18 protein-coding genes and 1 tRNA gene are annotated in these 18,573 nt (G+C 58.0%); 13 read left to right on the top strand and 6 right to left on the bottom strand.

Features of this window, described 5'->3' with window-relative positions; translation table 11 throughout:
* Nucleotides 1–44: 44 nt before the first annotated feature.
* The 3 genes from ACMX25_RS18320 to ACMX25_RS18310 form a co-directional block, all read right to left on the bottom strand.
* A complete protein-coding gene (locus ACMX25_RS18320; protein ID WP_414951455.1) occupies nucleotides 45–1,568 on the bottom strand; it encodes a fumarate hydratase in 1,524 nt (507 codons plus the stop codon).
* 78 nt (nucleotides 1,569–1,646) lie between these two features.
* Nucleotides 1,647–2,234 (bottom strand): TIGR00645 family protein, encoded by a 588-nt coding sequence (locus ACMX25_RS18315; RefSeq protein ID WP_414951454.1) that lies wholly within the window; start codon nucleotides 2,232–2,234, stop codon nucleotides 1,647–1,649.
* A gap of 252 nt (nucleotides 2,235–2,486) precedes the next feature.
* Entirely contained in the window at nucleotides 2,487–3,398 is a 912-nt protein-coding gene (locus tag ACMX25_RS18310) for a DMT family transporter (RefSeq protein WP_414951453.1), read from the bottom strand.
* A 397-nt stretch (nucleotides 3,399–3,795) separates the two neighbouring features.
* Between ACMX25_RS18310 and acs the strand changes: the two genes are divergently transcribed.
* The 13 genes from acs (at nucleotide 3,796) to ACMX25_RS18245 (ending at nucleotide 17,660) form a co-directional block, all read left to right on the top strand.
* A complete protein-coding gene (gene acs / locus ACMX25_RS18305) occupies nucleotides 3,796–5,778 on the top strand; it encodes an acetate--CoA ligase (protein WP_414951452.1) in 1,983 nt (660 codons plus the stop codon).
* A 139-nt stretch (nucleotides 5,779–5,917) separates the two neighbouring features.
* On the top strand, nucleotides 5,918–6,265 hold the full coding sequence (locus ACMX25_RS18300) for a DUF4212 domain-containing protein (protein ID WP_414951451.1): 348 nt from the start codon (nucleotides 5,918–5,920) through the stop codon (nucleotides 6,263–6,265).
* A gap of 7 nt (nucleotides 6,266–6,272) precedes the next feature.
* A complete protein-coding gene (locus ACMX25_RS18295) occupies nucleotides 6,273–8,291 on the top strand; it encodes a sodium:solute symporter family protein (protein WP_414951450.1) in 2,019 nt (672 codons plus the stop codon).
* A gap of 257 nt (nucleotides 8,292–8,548) precedes the next feature.
* Entirely contained in the window at nucleotides 8,549–9,736 is a 1,188-nt protein-coding gene (locus ACMX25_RS18290; RefSeq protein ID WP_414951449.1) for a tyrosine-type recombinase/integrase, read from the top strand.
* A 112-nt stretch (nucleotides 9,737–9,848) separates the two neighbouring features.
* Nucleotides 9,849–10,055: a helix-turn-helix transcriptional regulator gene (locus ACMX25_RS18285; RefSeq protein ID WP_075359881.1), complete on the top strand. Its 207-nt coding sequence runs from the start codon at nucleotides 9,849–9,851 to the stop codon at nucleotides 10,053–10,055.
* Between the two features lie 19 nt (nucleotides 10,056–10,074).
* A complete protein-coding gene (locus ACMX25_RS18280) occupies nucleotides 10,075–10,371 on the top strand; it encodes a hypothetical protein (RefSeq protein WP_414951448.1) in 297 nt (98 codons plus the stop codon).
* Complete coding sequence (locus tag ACMX25_RS18275; RefSeq protein ID WP_414951447.1) at nucleotides 10,361–11,671, top strand: virulence-associated E family protein; 1,311 nt, start codon at nucleotides 10,361–10,363, stop codon at nucleotides 11,669–11,671. The genes ACMX25_RS18280 and ACMX25_RS18275 overlap by 11 nt, the downstream gene beginning before the upstream one ends.
* Nucleotides 11,672–12,790: 1,119 nt before the next feature.
* Nucleotides 12,791–13,171: a hypothetical protein gene (locus ACMX25_RS18270; RefSeq protein WP_414951446.1), complete on the top strand. Its 381-nt coding sequence runs from the start codon at nucleotides 12,791–12,793 to the stop codon at nucleotides 13,169–13,171.
* An 86-nt stretch (nucleotides 13,172–13,257) separates the two neighbouring features.
* Nucleotides 13,258–14,193: a hypothetical protein gene (locus ACMX25_RS18265; RefSeq protein WP_414951445.1), complete on the top strand. Its 936-nt coding sequence runs from the start codon at nucleotides 13,258–13,260 to the stop codon at nucleotides 14,191–14,193.
* Nucleotides 14,190–14,396 (top strand): hypothetical protein, encoded by a 207-nt coding sequence (locus ACMX25_RS18260; protein WP_414951444.1) that lies wholly within the window; start codon nucleotides 14,190–14,192, stop codon nucleotides 14,394–14,396. Before ACMX25_RS18265 ends, ACMX25_RS18260 begins: the two co-directional genes overlap by 4 nt.
* Nucleotides 14,396–14,764: a hypothetical protein gene (locus ACMX25_RS18255; RefSeq protein WP_414951443.1), complete on the top strand. Its 369-nt coding sequence runs from the start codon at nucleotides 14,396–14,398 to the stop codon at nucleotides 14,762–14,764. Before ACMX25_RS18260 ends, ACMX25_RS18255 begins: the two co-directional genes overlap by 1 nt.
* A 5-nt stretch (nucleotides 14,765–14,769) precedes the next feature.
* A complete protein-coding gene (locus ACMX25_RS18250) occupies nucleotides 14,770–14,964 on the top strand; it encodes a hypothetical protein (RefSeq protein WP_414951442.1) in 195 nt (64 codons plus the stop codon).
* A 308-nt stretch (nucleotides 14,965–15,272) separates the two neighbouring features.
* Complete coding sequence (locus ACMX25_RS18245) at nucleotides 15,273–17,660, top strand: phage tail tape measure protein (protein WP_414951441.1); 2,388 nt, start codon at nucleotides 15,273–15,275, stop codon at nucleotides 17,658–17,660.
* Nucleotides 17,661–17,766: 106 nt separating this feature from the next.
* On the opposite strand, the gene ACMX25_RS18240 is transcribed toward ACMX25_RS18245, so the two are convergent.
* From ACMX25_RS18240 to ACMX25_RS18230, 3 genes are all read right to left on the bottom strand, one after another.
* Nucleotides 17,767–17,856, bottom strand: a tRNA-Ser gene (locus ACMX25_RS18240).
* Nucleotides 17,857–17,869: 13 nt separating this feature from the next.
* Entirely contained in the window at nucleotides 17,870–18,301 is a 432-nt protein-coding gene (locus ACMX25_RS18235) for a PIN domain-containing protein (RefSeq protein ID WP_414951440.1), read from the bottom strand.
* Entirely contained in the window at nucleotides 18,294–18,527 is a 234-nt protein-coding gene (locus ACMX25_RS18230) for an AbrB/MazE/SpoVT family DNA-binding domain-containing protein (RefSeq protein WP_062092026.1), read from the bottom strand. The genes ACMX25_RS18235 and ACMX25_RS18230 overlap by 8 nt, the downstream gene beginning before the upstream one ends.
* Nucleotides 18,528–18,573 lie beyond the last annotated feature (46 nt).

Genomic DNA, 18,573 nt, shown 5'->3' with positions numbered 1-18,573 from the left:
CACGTGGCCCGGCTCTTGTCAGCGCGTATTGCTAGGGCGGTAGTTTAAACCGTCGCGACCGGAATCTTGCCGATCTTTGCTTGCCATTCCTTCGGACCCGTCTGATGGACAGAGGTCCCGGTCGAATCAACGGCAACGGTGACCGGCATATCCTGCACGTCGAATTCATAGATGGCTTCCATACCCAGGTCTTCGAACGCGATCACCTCCGCGCCCCGAATCGCCTTCGAGACCAAATACGCCGCGCCGCCCACTGCCATCATGTACGCGGCCTTGTGCTTCTTGATTGCCTCGATAGCAACCGGGCCGCGCTCGGCCTTCCCGATCATTGAGATCAAGCCGGTCTGCGACAGCATCATGTCGGTGAACTTGTCCATGCGTGTAGCCGTGGTGGGACCAGCCGGTCCAACGACTTCCTCGCGGACGGGGTCCACCGGACCCACGTAATAGATCACGCGATTCGTGAAATCGACGGGGAGCTTTTCGCCTTTGGCGAGCATGTCGGCGATACGTTTGTGCGCGGCATCCCGGCCTGTCAGCATCTTGCCCGACAGCAGCAACGTCTGGCCGGGCTTCCACGCGGCAACTTGTTGCTTCGTCAGCGTGTTCAGGTCCACGCGCTGGCTCGTCTCCGTATTCGCGACCCATTCGACTTTCGGCCAGGCATCGAGTGAAGGCACATCGAGTTGCGCCACGCCTGAACCGTCGAGCGTGAAATGCGCGTGACGCGTGGCCGCGCAGTTCGGGATGATCGCGATCGGCTTCGATGCCGCGTGCGTGGGCGCGGCCATGATCTTGACATCGAGCACGGTGGAAAGGCCGCCCAGACCCTGCGCGCCGATACCCAGCGCGTTCACCTTTTCGTGCAGCTCCACGCGCAGCTCTTCGATCCAGTCTTGCGGTCCACGTGCGATGATGTCTTGAATGTCGATGGCGTCCATCAGCGATTCCTTCGCCATGACCATCGCCTTCTCCGCCGTGCCGCCGATGCCGATTCCGAGCATGCCGGGCGGGCACCAACCGGCGCCCATCAACGGCACGGTTTTGAGCACCCAGTCGACGATCGAATCCGATGGGTTCAGCATCGCGAACTTCGTCTTGTTCTCCGAGCCGCCGCCCTTGGCTGCGATCTGGACATCAACTTTATTGCCGGGGACTATCTCGTAGTGAATCACCGCCGGCGTGTTGTCTTTCGTGTTCTTGCGCGCGCCTTCGGGCGGGCTCACGATGGACGCGCGCAGCACGTTATCCGGATTCAGGTAACCGCGGCGCACGCCTTCGTTGATCATGTCGGTGACGCCCATGGTCGCACCGTCCCAACGCACGTCCATGCCTACTTTCACGAACACCGTGACGATGCCGGTGTCTTGGCAGATCGGCCGATGGCCTTCCGCGCACATGCGGCTGTTCGTCAGGATTTGCGCGATGGCGTCTTTTGCAGCAGGACTCTCTTCGAGTTCGTACGCGCGGCCGAGTGCCTGGATGTAGTCGAGCGGATGGTAATAGCTGATGTGCTGCAGCGAATCCGCAATGCTCTGGATCAGGTCTTCCTGCTTGATGATGGTCATGGCTTGAACGTGGGGGAACGGTGCGTTATTGGGACTGTTTGCGGCGCTTTAAAAAGCGCTCAGGTGTTGTGCTGCTGCTTACTCGTGCGCCTTCGCGGGCGTGCCGGAAGGCTCGTGAAAATGCTCCGGATGCGTATGCGTGGTCAGGCGGTCGACCCATGCCATGACAAGCGCCGACACGAGGAACGCCACGTGGATGATCACTTGCCACATCACGGCGTGCTCGGAGTACTGGTCCGGGTTGATAAACGTTTTCAGCAGATGGATGGACGAGATGCTGATGAGCGCCATGGAAAGTTTCACCTTCAGCACGCCGGCGTTCACGTGATCGAGCCACTCGGGCTGATCCGGGTGACCTTCCACGCCGAGTCGTGAGACGAAGGTTTCATAGCCGCCCACGATCACCATGATCAGCAGGTTCGAGATCATCACCACGTCGATCAGGCCGAGGACGACCAGCATGATGTTGGTCTCGTCGAGCGTCGTCATGTGGGTGACGAGGTGCCAGACCTCCTTCAGGAACAGCACGACATACACGCCTTGCGCCACGATCAGGCCGAGATAGAGCGGCACCTGAAGCCAGCGGCTCATGAAAATGACGGCGGGAAGCGGCTTCATTGAAGGGCGGGGAGGACGGGTGCCGGGGATGTTCGGGGATACGGACATGAGCGGTGCCGGGTCGTGGAGGGTTGATTGAATCCAGTAACTGCTTTGGTCGTGGAGAGCGCGAAACGGGTGAAATGAGACGAAACGATGAGGCTAACCGCGCGAAAATGGACCTCGCGCACATTTTTGAGAAAGCTCGTTATTGTAGCGCGACGCCGCCGACGGGTTGCGGGTCAACCCTTAAGGAAGTCCGAACGCGCCGCGGGCGCCAATACCTGGTCAGCGGCAGTTCAGACGCGCGCGTGAAACCGGTCAGGAAATCATCGGCGGCGCGGTTTTCGACTTCATGCTCGCGAGGACGATGCCGGTGACCACGCACGCCAGCGCGATTCCATGCGCAATCGTCGGACGTTCGCCAAGAAACACAATGCCGTAGAGCGCTGCTGCGATCGGCAATAGCCCGGAAAATACCCCCGCGAGACTGCCGTCCACGTGCCGGATGCCTTTCATCCACAGCCAGAACGAGAAGATGCTCGCCGAAAGCCCGTACCAGAGCACAAGGCTCCAGACACTCAGGCTGACGCTGCTGTAATCGAAGCTGACGAGCGCCGACAACCCGAGCGGGAGCATCAGCAAGAAACCGAAGAAATGCGTATAGGCGCAGATATCGATGGCGGGAAGCGTCTGCGTCAGGCGTCGCGACAGGATCACGTAGAACGACTCGCAACATACCGCGCCAAGCACCATCAGGTTGCCGAGCAGCGACGCATCGTGCGACGCGCCGCCCGCTCCGTGCGCGCCGGCCGTCCCTTGCGCGACGTTGATCACGACGACGCCGACAATGGCGAGCGCGATGGAAATTAACGCACGCCCGTTCGGGCGTTCCTTCAGGAAAAACCACGAGAACAATGCGACGACAGCCGGAATCGTGCTGGTGATCACGCCCGCCGCGACGGCGCTCGTGCGCTGCACGCCGTTGAGCATCAGCAGCGTGAACATGAAGGTGCCGAAGAACGCTTGCTGGAACAAGTTGGCCCACTCGCCGCGCTTGACCCGCCTGATCTTCGCGGGACGCAACAACGGCCAGAGCACCGCCATTGCAATGACGAAACGCAGCAACGCGAACAGCGAGACGGGAATGAACGCAACCACCGACTTGCCGACGCCGACATTGCTTCCAACCAGCAGCATGGCTGCGATGAGGTAGAGCGCGTAACGATTCAAGCTGGAATCCGGACGACGAGTTCAGTTAACATGGCATGGCGCATCATTGATCTCGCTCAATGGAAGTCGCCCAAGCGAAGCAGCGCGCAAGAGCAAGGCGCATCATTGTAGTAAGGGGTCGAAAAGGCCGCATTGTAAAAGTGCCTGCCCCTACGTGTATACCCCGTGGATATTGACTGGGTTGCGTAAGTAGCGGGTAAGGCGCGCGGCTTATCGTCCGGGTATGAAGCCTGGCGCGCGTATGCTGCGCTGTACGAGCAGGCCACGCACAGAGGCAGGAGACACGGCACGACGCGTAGTGCACGCGCATGTCGTCCACGCCTGAAGACATAGCGGTTTTGGAGCCTGCGCTCCGGAATCGCGGCTATCAGATTCACCATCAAAGAAGGGGTTGTCGATGTCTGCGATTGAATCCGTACTCCAGGAACGCCGTATTTTCCCGCCATCGGCCAAAGCAATGGCCGGTGCAGCGATCTCCGGCATGGACGCGTACAAGGCCTTGACGTCCGAGGCCGAACGCGATTACGAAGGCTTCTGGGCGCGACTCGCACGCGAGACGCTTAGCTGGCACAAGCCGTTCACCACCGTGCTCGATGAATCGAATCCACCGTTCTACAAGTGGTTCGAAGACGGCGAAATCAACGCGTCGTACAACTGCATCGACCGTCATGTGGAAGCCGGTCACGGCGCGAAGAACGCGATCATCTTCGAAGCCGATGACGGCACTGTCGTGAACGTCACGTACCAGGATCTTTTGCAGCGCGTCTGCCGCTTCGCCAATGCGCTGAAGAAGCGCGGCGTGAAGAAGGGCGACCGCGTGGTGATCTACATGCCGATGTCGATTGAAGGCGTCGTCGCCATGCAAGCCTGCGCGCGGATCGGTGCGACGCACTCGGTCGTGTTCGGCGGGTTCTCGTCGAAGTCGCTTAACGAGCGGCTCGTGGACGTGGGCGCCGTTGCGCTCGTCACGTCGGACGAACAAATGCGCGGCGGTAAAGCGCTGCCGTTGAAGAGCATCGCCGATGAAGCCATCGCAGCCGGCGGTTGCGATGCGGTCAAGAGCGTGATCGTGTACAAGCGCACGGGCGGCAAGACGCAATGGCACGAAGGCCGGGACCTCTGGATGCACGAGCTCGTCGAGCATGAAGCCGACACATGCGAGCCGGAATGGGTCAGCGCCGAACATCCGCTGTTCATTCTCTACACGTCCGGTTCCACGGGCAAACCGAAGGGCGTGCAGCACAGCACGGGCGGCTTTTTGCTGTGGGCCGCGCAGACCATGAAGTGGACCTTCGACGCCAAGCCGGACGACGTGTTCTGGTGTACTGCCGACATTGGCTGGATCACGGGGCATAGCTATATCGCGTATGGTCCGACTGCTATCGGTGCGACCCAGGTCGTGTTCGAAGGCGTGCCGACCTATCCGAACGCGGGGCGCTTCTGGGACATGATCGCAAAGCACAAGGTCACGATTTTCTACACCGCGCCGACCGCGATCCGTTCACTCATCAAGATGGCCGAAGCCGATGCGAAAGTGCATCCGAAGAGCTTCGATCTGACATCGCTGCGCATTCTCGGCACCGTCGGCGAGCCGATTAATCCGGAAGCATGGATGTGGTATCACGAGAACGTGGGCGCGGGTATTTGTCCTATCGTCGATACGTGGTGGCAGACCGAAACCGGCGGTCACATGATCACGCCGCTGCCGGGCGCAACGCCGCTCGTGCCCGGTTCCTGCACGCTGCCGTTGCCCGGCATCATGGCTGCTGTCGTCGATGAAACCGGTCAGGACGTGCCGAACGGGCAGGGCGGGATTCTGGTGATCAAGCGGCCGTGGCCGTCGGCGTTGCGCACCGTGTGGGGCGATCCGGACCGCTACAAGAAGAGCTATTTTCCGGAAGAGCTTGGCGGCAAGCTGTATCTCGCCGGCGACGGCGCCGTACGCGACAAGGACTCGGGCTACTTCACGATCATGGGCCGTATCGACGACGTGCTGAACGTGTCGGGGCATCGGCTGGGGACCATGGAGATCGAGTCGGCGCTGGTGTCGAATCCGATCGTGGCGGAGGCTGCAGTGGTTGGCCGTCCCGACGATACGACCGGCGAAGCGGTATGCGCGTTCGTCGTGCTGAAGCGCCCGCGTCCTGAAGGCGATGAAGCCAAGCAGATCGCCAATGAACTGCGCGCGTGGGTCGGCAAGGAGATCGGTCCGATCGCCAAACCGAAGGACATTCGCTTCGGCGAGAACTTGCCCAAGACCCGTTCGGGCAAGATCATGCGGCGCTTGCTGCGATCGCTTGCGAAGGGCGAGGAGATTACGCAAGACATCTCGACGCTCGAGAATCCCGCGATCCTCGATCAACTCGGCGAAGCGCATTAATTTGGCTTGAGTATCATCGGGCTTGAACGAACGGCTCCCTGTTTCAGGGAGCCGTTTTTGCATCGCGAGCCTGTAGTTTCAGCCGGCACACGATGTCGATCCCGATTGCCGCTTCTCAAAGCATTTGGTAGATAAGCACATGTCTTCAATTCCACCGCCTGCTTCGAGTCTTGCCGGACCACCGCCCGTCACGGAGGCGATGGCGCACGCGCATCGGGTGTACTGGCGAATGAACCTTGTAGTGATATCGGTGCTGATGCTGATCGGATTCGTCGTCTCGTTCGGCATTCCGCTCATGGCAACGCAGCTAGATCACGTGCGTTTCGCAGGCTTTCCGTTGCCGTTCTACTTCGGCGCGCAAGGCGCAATCCTTGTTTATGTCGCGTTGATCGTGGTGTATATCGTGCTGATGCAATTCGCCGATGCCCGTCTGCAACGGATCCTTGCGCGGCTTGCAGTGCGGGCCATCGATACGCTCGAGCCATGAACTGCCGATGAAGCTTACCCATCGACTCATCCGGGCCTACGCGCTTTACACGCTCGGCTTCTTCCTGTTCATCTACGTGATGGCGCGGATCGAGCGCGTGACCGGGCCAGGCATGTGGATCGGCTATGTGTTCCTGTTCGTGCCGATCGCCGTGTATGCCGTGATCGGCTTGTTGTCGCGGACGTCGGATCTGGTCGAGTATTACGTCGCCGGGCGGCGCGTGCCGTCCGCGTTCAATGGCATGGCTACCGCCGCGGACTGGTTGTCGGCGGCGTCGTTTATCGGGCTGGCGGGGTCCATCTACGCGACCGGATACGACGGCCTTGCCTACATGATGGGCTGGACCGGAGGCTACTGTCTTGTCGCGTTCCTGCTCGCGCCGTATGTGCGCAAGCTTGCTCGGTACACCATCCCCGACTTTCTCGGTACGCGTTTTTCGAGCAACCTCGTGCGAGGGATCGCGGCGTTCGCGGCCATTTTGTGTTCGTTCGTTTATCTCGTCGCGCAGATCCAGGGCATAGGGCTGATTGCGTCGCGGTTTATCGGTATCGATTTCGCGATCGGGATCTTCTGCGGACTCGCCGGCATTCTCGTATGTTCGTTCCTTGGCGGCATGCGTGCGGTCACGTGGACGCAGGTCGCGCAGTACATCATCTTGATCAGCGCCATGCTGATTCCTGTTTCGATGATCGCGCATCGCGAGGGGCTCGGCTGGTTGCCGCAGCTTTCGTATGGGCGCTTGCTGGAGCGCGTGGAAGTGCTGGAGCGCGCGGTTGAACACTCGCCTGAAGAAGCCAGGGTCCGCGACGATTACCGGCGTCAGGCGCAGGAGATCCAGACGCAGATTGATGAATTGCCCGCGTCGTTTCATACGGGCCAAGCTCAGTTGATGGAGGAGATCGCGGACTTGCGCCGGCATAACGGGCCGTTACGCGATATCAACGAGCGGGAACGCGAACTGGCGTCGTTCCCGAAGACGCCTGCCGAGGCGAACGTGCAATGGACCCGCGCCCGCGATGCGATGCTTGAACGCGCCGCGCCACCGGTGCCGGTGGCCGAAGCATTTCCCCCTTCCGACGATGAAAGCGCGCGCCTGCACAGGCGGAATTTCTTGTCGTTGTTGCTGTGTTTGTCGTTGGGGACGGCGAGTTTGCCGCATATTTTGACCCGCTATAACACGACGACATCGGTGGCTTCCGCGCGGCGCTCGGTTGGATGGACGCTGTTTTTTGTCGCGCTGTTTTATGTGACCGTGCCCGTGCTCGCGGTGCTGATCAAGTATGAAATGCTGACGGGAATCGTCGGGCACAAGTTCGCCGATCTTCCTGCGTGGGTCATGCAATGGCGCAAGGTGGAGCCGTATCTGATTCATATCGGCGATGTGAACGGCGATGGCATCGTGCGCTGGTCCGGTATCCAGATGCAGCCGGACATGGTCGTGCTCGCCGCGCCGGAGATTGCGGGGTTGCCGTATGTGATGTCGGGCTTGATCGCGGCGGGCGCGTTGGCCGCAGCGCTTTCTACCGCCGATGGCTTGCTGCTGACGATTGCGAATGCGCTCTCGCACGATGTCTATTACTGCATGGTCGATAAGACTGCGAGCAGTCAGCGGAGGGTCACCATATCGAAGATATTGTTGTTGGGCGTGGCGTTGTTCGCTTCTTATGTGGCTTCGCTCAATACCGGGAATATTTTGTTTCTTGTGGGGGCGGCGTTCTCGTTGGCGGCGTCCAGTCTGTTTCCGGTGTTGGTGCTTGGGGTGTTCTGGAAGCGGACGACGAAACTCGGGGCGGTCGCGGGGATGCTGGCGGGCTTGAGCGTGTGCGTCTATTACATCCTGTCGACGTATCCGTATTTCACGCAGATGACGGGGTGGTCGGGCGGGCGATGGTTTGGGATCGAGTCGATCAGTTCGGGGGTGTTTGGGGTGCCGGCGGGGTTTTTCGTGGCGGTGGCGGTGAGTTTGTTTGACTGGAAACCGGATGCGTATACGAGGGCGCTGGTGGATTATATTCGGCATCCGTGAGGGGAAGAAACGCAAAAAAACCCGCGTCGACACAAGGCGCGATGCGGGTTTCGGGTGCTGCTCAACAATGTGAAACGTATTCTTGGCGGAGAGACGGTCCGCCTTTTCAAGCAATAGCTAAGAATATAGAAAAATAATAAAACCTCTGAAAGCCTTGTCGGTTCTGGGTTTAGTCTATAACAGTCGATATTAACGGATGCTATCATGCGGCCATCAAGTGTAGACTGAAGTGTAGACCAGACGATTAGGCGGACAGAATGGCGCGACCCATAAAAAAGCTATCAGCAGTCAAAGTAAGGCAGGAAAAGACGCCTGGATATTACAGTGACGGCGGCGGCCTTTACCTTGACGTGGGGCCTACGGGCTCGAAGTCCTGGATTTTCCGTTACGCCCGTAACAAGAAAGCGCACTGGATCGGCCTGGGCGCATACCTGAATGTTTCCCTCGAAGCGGCCCGAGCCAAAGCCGAATCGATGCGCCAGGTACTCGGCAACGGCCAGGACCCAAAGGAAATCCGTCTGTCCGAACGGGCAAAGGCTGCTGCGAAAATGACTTTCACGCAGTGCGCGACCGCATACATTGAAGCCCAAACCCCTGGATGGAAGAACGCTAAACACGCGGAGCAGTGGACGAACACGCTGACAACATACGCGGCGCCGGTCATCGGAACAAAGGACGTTGCGCTGGTGGACACAACCGACGTGCGGCAAATCCTAGAACCTATCTGGACGATGAAGAACGAAACCGCGTCCCGGGTCCGTGGCCGCATCGAGAAGGTATTGGCCTGGGCGGCGACGCGTGGCCTTCGATCAGGTGAAAACCCGGCGCGCTGGAAAGGCCACCTGGATACCTTGCTGGCTAAGCCAAGCGCGGTTCAGGGAGACGAACACCACGCGTCAATTCCTTACGCCGAAATCGCAGGTTTCATGGAGTCCCTTAGGGCAATGGAAGGCGTGGCCGCGAAGGCGCTGGAATTCTGTATCTACACTGCCGCGCGGACAAACGAAATCATCGGCGCGCAGTGGGACGAAATCGACCTGGAAGCGAAATTGTGGACGGTTCCAGCCGAACGGATGAAAATGAAAAAGGAACATCGCGTGCCGCTAAGTGGCCGCGCCGTCGCAATTCTGAAGGCGATGGAGAAGGTTCGGCAGGATGATTTTGTGTTCCCCGGATTGAAGAAAGACAAGGGGCTATCGAATATGTCCCTCCTTGCTGTACTGAAGCGAATGGAGCGCGCGGACTTGACCGTGCATGGGTTCCGCTCCACGTTTCGCACGTGGGCGGCGGAAACGACAAACTTCCCCAGGGAACTGGCAGAGAAAGCCCTGGCGCATGCCGTCCGCAGCGAAGTAGAGGCGGCCTATCAGCGCGGCGACCTGCTGGCCAAGCGGGGCAGAATGATGGATGCCTGGGCATCCTACTGCGCCAAGCATTCTGTCTAGCAAACCCAAAAGCCCGTTTGTCGGGCTTTTATATTTCCGAAAACCCCACCGTGGAATCGGGAAGCTATCGCCCTTAAATTGCAGCTATCGATTCTTATACATAGGACGTTAGATGCAAACCACACAAACCCCTGCCCGCATCCTGCGCATTCAATCGGTAAGCGAAATGACGGGGATGGCAATCCCAACCATCTACCTGAATGCCAGGCTTGGTACGTTCCCGAAGCAAATCAAACTTGGCCCGCGTGCGGCTGGTTGGATAGCCAGCGAAGTGCAAGCCTGGATCGATGAACGCGTTCGCGCATCGCGTGGACAATAAAAAAGGGGCTCCCAAATAAATGAGTGCCCCAAAAGACGAATACATGTCCTATTTTAATGCATGTCCATCAGTAGTCCGAAATTTTTTCCATGTGTTGCAGGCCCGAGACAGGGAAACGCGCCTGGCTGCCGTCTGGAAAGCTGCGAGCTTTTATTTCAAGCGTTATGGTGCGACACCTGAACGTGTTGGCTTCATCACTTCTGACCTTTGCCTTCTGAACAAAATCCCGTCGATCCGGCATGAGGCTGTTCCGGACGCAGAAATTGCGCTCGCTGTTGCCAATGCAGCACACCTGGCGGGGCAAGATGGCCGATAACAACATCGACGCCGCAGCAAAGCGCAGCAGAGAAGCCGCCGTGGCATTGGCGATCGACCTGGCGTCCCGTCGCAAGGCTGGAACGACCGGCGTAGATCCTTCCCTGGCTGGCGCCCGCCTGGCTGAAATGGGCATCAACCTGCAAGCTGGCGCGCGTAACGAGCCCCTTGGCAACGTGGCGAATGTCCGCGAAGTTCTGGAAAGGCACTATCGATTCAAAGATAGCTTCTGGCTGGATACGTTTCACCAGAAAATGTTCACGAATTGGGACTGCGACGAACCACGGGCCTGGGCAGACGTGGACCGCTTGGCAATCGCAGACGTGTTGCAAGGTGACATGGGGCTGGTCAAATTCACCCCTGAGTTAGTCGAACAGGCGGTTCAAGTTTTAATGACCCGGAACCAGCGCGACTCATTGAAAGACTGGCTGACAGGCTTGCGCTGGGATGAAGAACCCCGCCTGGACACTTGGCTGTCACGCGCGACCGGCGCACCGCAGGACGAATATCACACCGCTTTGGGCCGCAATTTCATTCTGTCGATGGTAGCGCGCGGCCTTCGCCCTGGCTGCAAGGTGGACACCATGCCTGTATTTGAAGGCGAGCAAGGGGTGCTCAAGTCCACGTTGCTGAAGACGCTTGGCGGTGACTTCTATTCGGAACTAACCGAATCGCTGGACAATAAAGATTTTATGGTTTCGATTCAGGGCCGCTGGCTGGTCGAAATCGCAGAACTGGACGCGTTCAAGCGGTCCGACGTAACGCGCATCAAGCAAGTTCTCAGTTCCCAGGTCGATCGTTTCCGCCCGCCATATGGTCGCCATGCTATCGACGCGCCACGTCGCACCGTCTTTGCTGGCACGACCAACGAGAGCCACTACCTGCGCGACGCGACCGGCGCACGGCGTTTCTGGCCGCTGCGAGTCGTCAGGATTGATCTGGACTGGCTCGAAGAAAACCGCGAACAGCTTTTCGCTGAAGCTGCGGAGATTTTCCGGGACGGCGCGACCTGGTGGGAAATGCCGATCGAAGCGCATCGCGAACAGGCCGAAATGCGGCGCGAGGATGATGCATGGGAAGCCGCTATTTCTGACTACTGCGCCATGCTTAGCGAAGTCACCCTGTCGGACGTGCTGGTTCACGCCGTGGGACTTGAGCTAGCGAAACAGGGCCGCGCCGAACAAATGCGAGCAGCCAAAGCATTAAGCGCAGTAGGCTATTCGGTCAAGGTTGTGAAGCGTGGAGGGAAATGCTTACGCGTTTGGGCTCGCAATTCACCTGCGCCCGACGTGCATTATTAAGCGTTTGCCGGGGAGCTACAAATCAGCCGTGACTCCCTGATCGTTGTCTGGTTACGTTGTTTGTTACGAACTGCCGGAACAGATCGTAACTTCGAAATCGTTGCTGCATATGGCTTGTTACGAGTTACTACCAGTTACGACCTATTCGATAAAAGATATAGAAATAGGTATTCCAGATAGAAGTATAGAAACGACGTTTTTGACGTAACCATCGTAACCTTTCGCTCGAAGCCTTATCTGGCAAGGGTTACGGCGGTTACGGCTAAAAACGTGGGAATAACCGAGTAACCGGGGTAATTGAGGGTTTTGAAAGGCGCATACAGGGAGCAGCGATCAGCCCGACGCGTTGAATCTCGCCTTCCCTGTATGCGGTGTTGCAGGAAAACATCATTTAGACAGTCGATGAAAATAAACTTTTATACGATCCATCGGCGATGCCGGATTTTTGAAATTTTCATATTTTTCGAAAACCATTTTCAATCAATAGCTTATAAAAATCCGTGCTGCTTCTAGCTTCCTAAAATGTTTTCTTATGGAAACAGAATGAGGCCACTTAGGGCGATTTGCATTATGCAAATGCCACATCTAGTATCGAAGACCTCAGCACACATGAGAAACAGTCTACGAATGAATAATGAATCGAATAACGCCTACTTTGAAAAGCGAGACGCATTGGGCATGCGGCATATGCAAATGTTGCGAATTACGCGACCCGGTGATGTATGCGCATGGATGGCATGCGGGTGCATCGTTGCTGCTGAGTCGTTTGCCAGTGGCCTAAGTCAGTGGGAAGGCAGCGTCTGGGGCGCCAAAGGCTTTGGTATCGATGGGGTCGAGGGATCAGGGAGCCACGGCGTCGGCCTTAGGCTGACCAGCACGGCATGCCTGTAGGGCTGCCAGGATGGCCGATGATGCACCAAGGCTGTGCACCCCAGGATTTACGGGTCCTCCCTGAGACGGCCCGCCTGCGGGGATCATGGCACCGCGTTATTTGACTTCTGCGCCAATTTTGAAATTCAGTCCAAGCACTATATCTTGACAATCAAGTATTTGATTTCGATAGTTTTAATAAATCGACAGAAGTAGTGTCACTAAAATAAATCTCTGAGGCCAACCATCATGAATACCGCAACCATTGAAAGCATCGCTCCTGAAATTCCGCCTTACGCCATGCCCGTGTCTACCCTTGCTCGCATGTTCGCCATTGACGCCTCTGTTATTGAGAGCTACGCCCAGCAAGGCATGCTGCCCCGCCTGCCATTCGGCATGCATGACGTCCATTGGCTTCTTGCCCTGCTTCGCGGCCTGAATGCGACAAGCCAGCTTCCCAATCCGCTGAAACCGCATGTCGTGATGGGCATTGGCTGGCTTATCGGCGTTGATATGACGTTCGACGCCGACGACCTGGCGGCAGGCGCCGGAATTTTTGAGCGCAACGGGCTGACACACGAAGAATTCTTAGCATCCATCGGCGCCGCTATTTCCTTCTGCGGCATGTAAAAACCCCACCGTGGAATGAAGGTGCACCAAAAGCAATAATGGGTACACCGTAACCAGTAAGTACAACTTAGAGATACCTAACACATATGAACCTCAAAGAGCTTTTAGAAGCAGCCCGTACCGCGCCAGGCGACGTTCACTTTTACGACCACAACGAAAATCACCGGGGCACGGTCCCGCGTAGTTCGGCTGTTCGTGGCGTGATCGATCTGAAAGGCTCGCAGCTTGACAAGCTGACGACGGCTGACGGCCTGCATTACCGCCTGCCGCTGGCGACGCCTGCCGTCGAACACAGCAAGATTGAGGCGTCGATCATTCGCCAATCACTGGTTGCACAAGCCGGGGCCGAAGTCATCGTTTTTAAAGACCCGGCGACTGCTATTTCAACCGGTACGCTGGGCGACGTGGCAATGCAGAGCATCCCGTCATACTTCACCACGGTGGAGGCCGCGCCTTTCTCGCTGGTCGCAGACGGGGCGAACGTTACCGTGACGCCGTTGCCGATCAATCGCGCAAGTATTCATATGGACGGTGCAGGTGGGCCGGAAACCAACACCGGCGTCTATGGACTTCGGTTCGAGTTCTCCCGAGGCACGTTGAAGGCTTACCCCTCCATCGAAGCGTCGATCATGCACGCCATTATCGCGGGTCTGGCACGCACTGCCGATGCAGTCCTGCTGACCGCAATCGTCGCCGCAACGCCTGCCGCCTTTTCCCTGGCTGCCGCTGCTGCCGCTGGTGTTCGTATGTCTGAACTACGCAGCTTGGTCGGTACAGCAGCGCACGGCGCCGCGATCGACCAAAACGGCGTGTTGCGTGCTGCTGGAATCCAGGCCGAACTGACGCCGGATATGGCCGCGACTATCGTCGGCACGTTCGCCCGATCGGCCATCATGATCCGCAGCGACGTGGACGTGATCGCTGCACGCACCAATCTAGACGGTTCGCTGGCTGTAACTGCATGGGCTGCGTTTCAGCCGCTGCTGCCGGATACCTCGCGCTTCTGGACGGTGACAGCATGAGCAACGCCGACGAACTGATGAAAGAGATTGCAGTGGCGCGCCAGGCCGCTGCCGTAGACGCCGAACGGAACGGCAAAGGCGGCCCCGCCATGAACCGCAGCGCCGCTGCCGTGCGTGTTGAAAGTCGTCGCGACTGGTCTAAGGCTCTCGTTGGCACTCACAGCGTCGGACCACGCGTCCACATTGCCAAAGGCAGCAAGTGATGGGAATCTGGAAAAACAAACCGCCGAAGGAAAAAGCGGCGCCGAAGCCGACAAACATTCTTCCGCGCCATGTCGAAGACTGCCTGGTTGTGGCCACTTACGTGCTGCGGACGGCCGATCCGATAGACGGCCCGCGCGTGATGATGTCGGCACCTCAACTCGGAAATTTCATCGTCGCGGACGACTTACAGCAGCGCGTAGAGCGGGCGTTTCCTGAGCTAAACGCCCGCCAGGTTGCACGCTTTCTTGGCTACGTAAAAGCTGGGACGCAGACGGCGCTGAGAACGACTGATCGACCCGGAAAACCGAAACGAAATTGGGTTTCTGGTGGATCGCAAGAAAGTGGCTTTCCAATTCGGATGGACTGAGAACCATGCAAACAAACACACTTGAAACGATGGTGTCGGCGCGAAAGGAACGGCTTGTTCTAATCGCTGAACCGGACTTGATGAACTCCATCGAGGCGCACAAGCAGCGCATTGAATCGGCCACCGGCCTGCGCGTCACGATGAGCCAGGCCGCCACCAGTCTCATGCGTCGCGGCCTGGAAACGGTCAATGCCAGCTAAACGCCATGAAATCAATGATCGTCAAACGGTATGGGCGCAGGGATCGTATCGAGGCGCGTCGGCACGATCCTAAGGCCCTGACACTGCGAGCCCTCATAGAAAAGAAAGATAGGGATCGCCTGGCGCGAGCGGAACGACAGTCCCCCGCGATGGGCGAGAGGGACGCAGCTTAGGTTTTACTCGCGCTGGCCACCGACGCCGGAAATATCGGTGGCAACCTTCCCCACAACCGGACGCATTCATGGCACAGCCCCAACGCAGTTACCTGTATGGGGCTTTTTGTTTTTCTACCTACTCACATTATCCATATGCAAAACAAACGGCTAAACGCCACAATTGCCATCGGCGGTTCGATTTCGAGCAGCCTTAAGTCCGCCTTTGGTTCGGCCACTGACGGGCTTAAAAAGATCGGCGCCGAGATTCGCGCGACCGAAAAACGGCAGGTCATGCTTGGGAAGACAATCCAGGCGTTCGGCAAAGTCACCGGCAGCACGCGTTTGCAGGTCGACGGCTTGCGTACCAGCTACGCCGAGTCTATCCGGACCATTGACCGCCTGCGGACCGCACAGAACCGTCTGAGCACGGCGCAAAGCCGTTACAACACACTGACGAAGGCGAGCCACAAGATAGGCGGCGCAGCCGTGGCTGCGGGCATTGGGAGCGCGGTTCTGGCTGCCCCGTCCATCATGGCTGTGAAAGAGGCCAAGTCGTATCAAAGCGAATCAGCGCGATTGACGGCCCTTGGCCTGGGTGACAAGGTGAATAAACAAGCTTTCGAGTTTGCAACGGCATTGAAGACGTTCGGCACGTCACAGCTAGAAAACCTGACGCTTACTCGCGATGCGCTGTCTATTTTTACGGACATGCACCATACGGAATTCGCGGTCCCGACACTCGCTAAAATGAAATTCGGCAATGCTGCGTTCTATGGCAGCGAGCACGGCGCGGACAACGAAAGCAAGTTCATGGATATGCTGAAAGTCATTGAACTGCGCGGCGGGGCGAACAGCCGGGAAGACTTCGATAAACAGGCGAACATGGTCCAGCGGGTGGTTTCGGCCACTGGCGGGCGCGTGGGCGCGGACGAATGGCGCAACGTCATTTCGACTGGCGGCACGGCTGCGAAGCTGATGCGCGACGACGCGTTCTATTACCAGCTTGAACCGCTCGTGCAAATGATGGGCGGCGACAAGGTGGGCACGGGAATATCTGCTGCCTATACGTCGCTTTACCAGGGACGCACCACGAAGCGCGCTGCTGAAAATCTGGATAAGTACGGGCTCATTGGCGATAAGTCGAAAGTAAAAAACGACAAGGTAGGCCAGATTTCGCAGCTAAACCCTGGCGCGTTGCTGGGCTCTAAGCTGTTCCGCGAATCGCAATTCGAATGGGTTAAGCAAGTCCTTTTGCCGACGCTGGAAAAGAAGGGCATCACTGACCAGAAAGAAATCGTGGACGTGATCGGCAGCTTTGTTTCGAACAAGAAGGGCGCCGACCTGCTGGCCGCAATGGTTATGCAGCAGAAGCTGATCGATAAGGACGAGCACAAGAATCGCGGCGCATACGATATCGACCAGACGTTTGCCGCTGGCAAGCAAACTGCGGGCGGTAAGGAACTGGACGCCAAAGCCAAGGTTGAAAATCTGAAGCTGCGTATGGGTCTGGACATTCTGCCGCTATACACGCGGGGGCTTGAACTGGCCACGGGCGCACTTGAACGCCTGAACGGCTTCATGGAGCGGAACCCACGGCTTACGAAGGCAATTGCGATTGGGGCTGCTGGCCTGGCTGTCGGCTTGGGCGCACTCGGAACTGCGCTATTTGCGTTAGCGCCTGCCGTAAGTTCTTTCGCCCTGACTGCGCTTGTCTTCAGCAAATTTACATCCGCCGCTGGTGAAGGTGCGTCATCGGTCGGATTGCTAGGCCGGGCGTTTTCTTCGATTCGTGGCGCCGGGACCATTGCCATGGGCGCCATCGAGGGGATCGGCGCAACGCTGGGCGCTATCAGCATGCCAGTGGCCGCCGTCATCGGCGCGGTAGTGGCGGGCGGCCTGCTGATCTATAAGTATTGGGAACCGCTGAAGTCGTTTTTCGGCGGCCTATGGGGTGGATTCGCTGCTGGCGTTGCGCCGATAAGGGCCGCTATTGCTGGTGCGTTCGAACCGGTTGTTAGCGTGATTGCGCCCGTCGTAATGCCAATCCTTAGCGGCATTGGTGGCTGGGTTAAAAGCGCGATTGGCTGGTTTGGCGAACTGCTGAAGCCAATCGATAAGGCAAGCGAAACGACGAAGGCTTTTGGCCAGGCTGGGATGGCTGTCGGCGGCGTAATCGCCAGCGCATTCGAAATGATGCTGAAGCCTATCGAAATGGTTGGTCACGTCATCAAGGCAACGTTCGGCATGATCGGCAGCGCCTGGGATTACGGCATGGCCCATTTGATGGCGCCGGACGTAGGGCAGAACAAGGGCGTCCCTGTTCCGCCACCGGTAGGGCAGAACAAGGGCAGCCCTGTGCCGCCACCACTGCCCGAATACGTGCCTTCTGTTGGTGGTGGTGCGAACAATGACAACCGGCAGTTCCATATCCAACTGACGCAGCAGCCTGGCCAATCCCCCACATCGACGGCGGCAGCCGTGGCCACGCGTTTGGGCGCGTCGGCTTCGCAAGTTAGTCCGCTATTTGATATGGGAATGTAGCGTTAGAGCGCTGCAAAACCATCGGTTAGAGTGTAGTCTGAAGTGTATATCGGGCTACACTTAAAAACAAAAAAGCCCATGAAATCATGGGCTTATCTGTTTATTCTGGCGGAGAGACGGGGATTCGAACCCCGGTTAGGTTTGACCCTAAACACGCTTTCCAGGCGTGCGACTTAAACCGCTCATCCATCTCTCCAGCAAGTCGCGGATTATAGCAAACTCCCGGGGCTGTGCCAGCCCCCTGCAGCAAACGGATTAACAATCCGCAACCTCTCCTCGATGACCAACCCATCATGCATGTCCTCGGAGTAAAGGACGTCGCATCCGGCAAGCAACGCTGCTGCCGCAATCATCGCGTCATACACGGACAGCCCGTATCGCTCTGAAATCCGTCGACCGGTGTCGTGGGTTTCCATCGTCAGTGGCTCGGTCGTGCACACCGCCCGAACCGCGTCCAGCACATCGTTTGTCTCGTTCCACGACATGGCCAGCTTGCGCCGGGTCACATTGGCGATTTCATTCAGCACTTGAACGCTGATGACTCCGCCTTCGGCCATCAAACCCTCGGCACGGTCTGCTTTTGTCGCGTCCCCGGATAGAAGATACAGCGCGATGTTGCTATCCAGAAAGACCTTAGCCATCGCGATTGGCGTCGTCGCGGTTGAACGTGAAGTCAGCGGGAAGGCGCCCACGATACTGACGGAGCCGGTCAAGCAATGCCCGGCCAGTCGGCTTCTTCTTGATCTGGAATTCGCGAGCACCCGCGATAACAACTTCCACGTCGTCGCCTTCGTGCAATTCAAGCGCTTCCACTACCGCCGCAGGGAGGCGGATCGCCAGACTGTTTCCCCACTTGGATACTTGCATGACTGCCTCGCTGGATATACGTTCGTGTATTGTATATCCAGCGAGA

Source organism: Caballeronia eucalypticola, assembly GCF_047608185.1.
GTDB lineage: Bacteria > Pseudomonadota > Gammaproteobacteria > Burkholderiales > Burkholderiaceae > Caballeronia.
The sequence above is the reverse complement of the archived record's forward strand: the minus strand, read 5'-3'. Positions and strand labels throughout refer to the sequence as shown.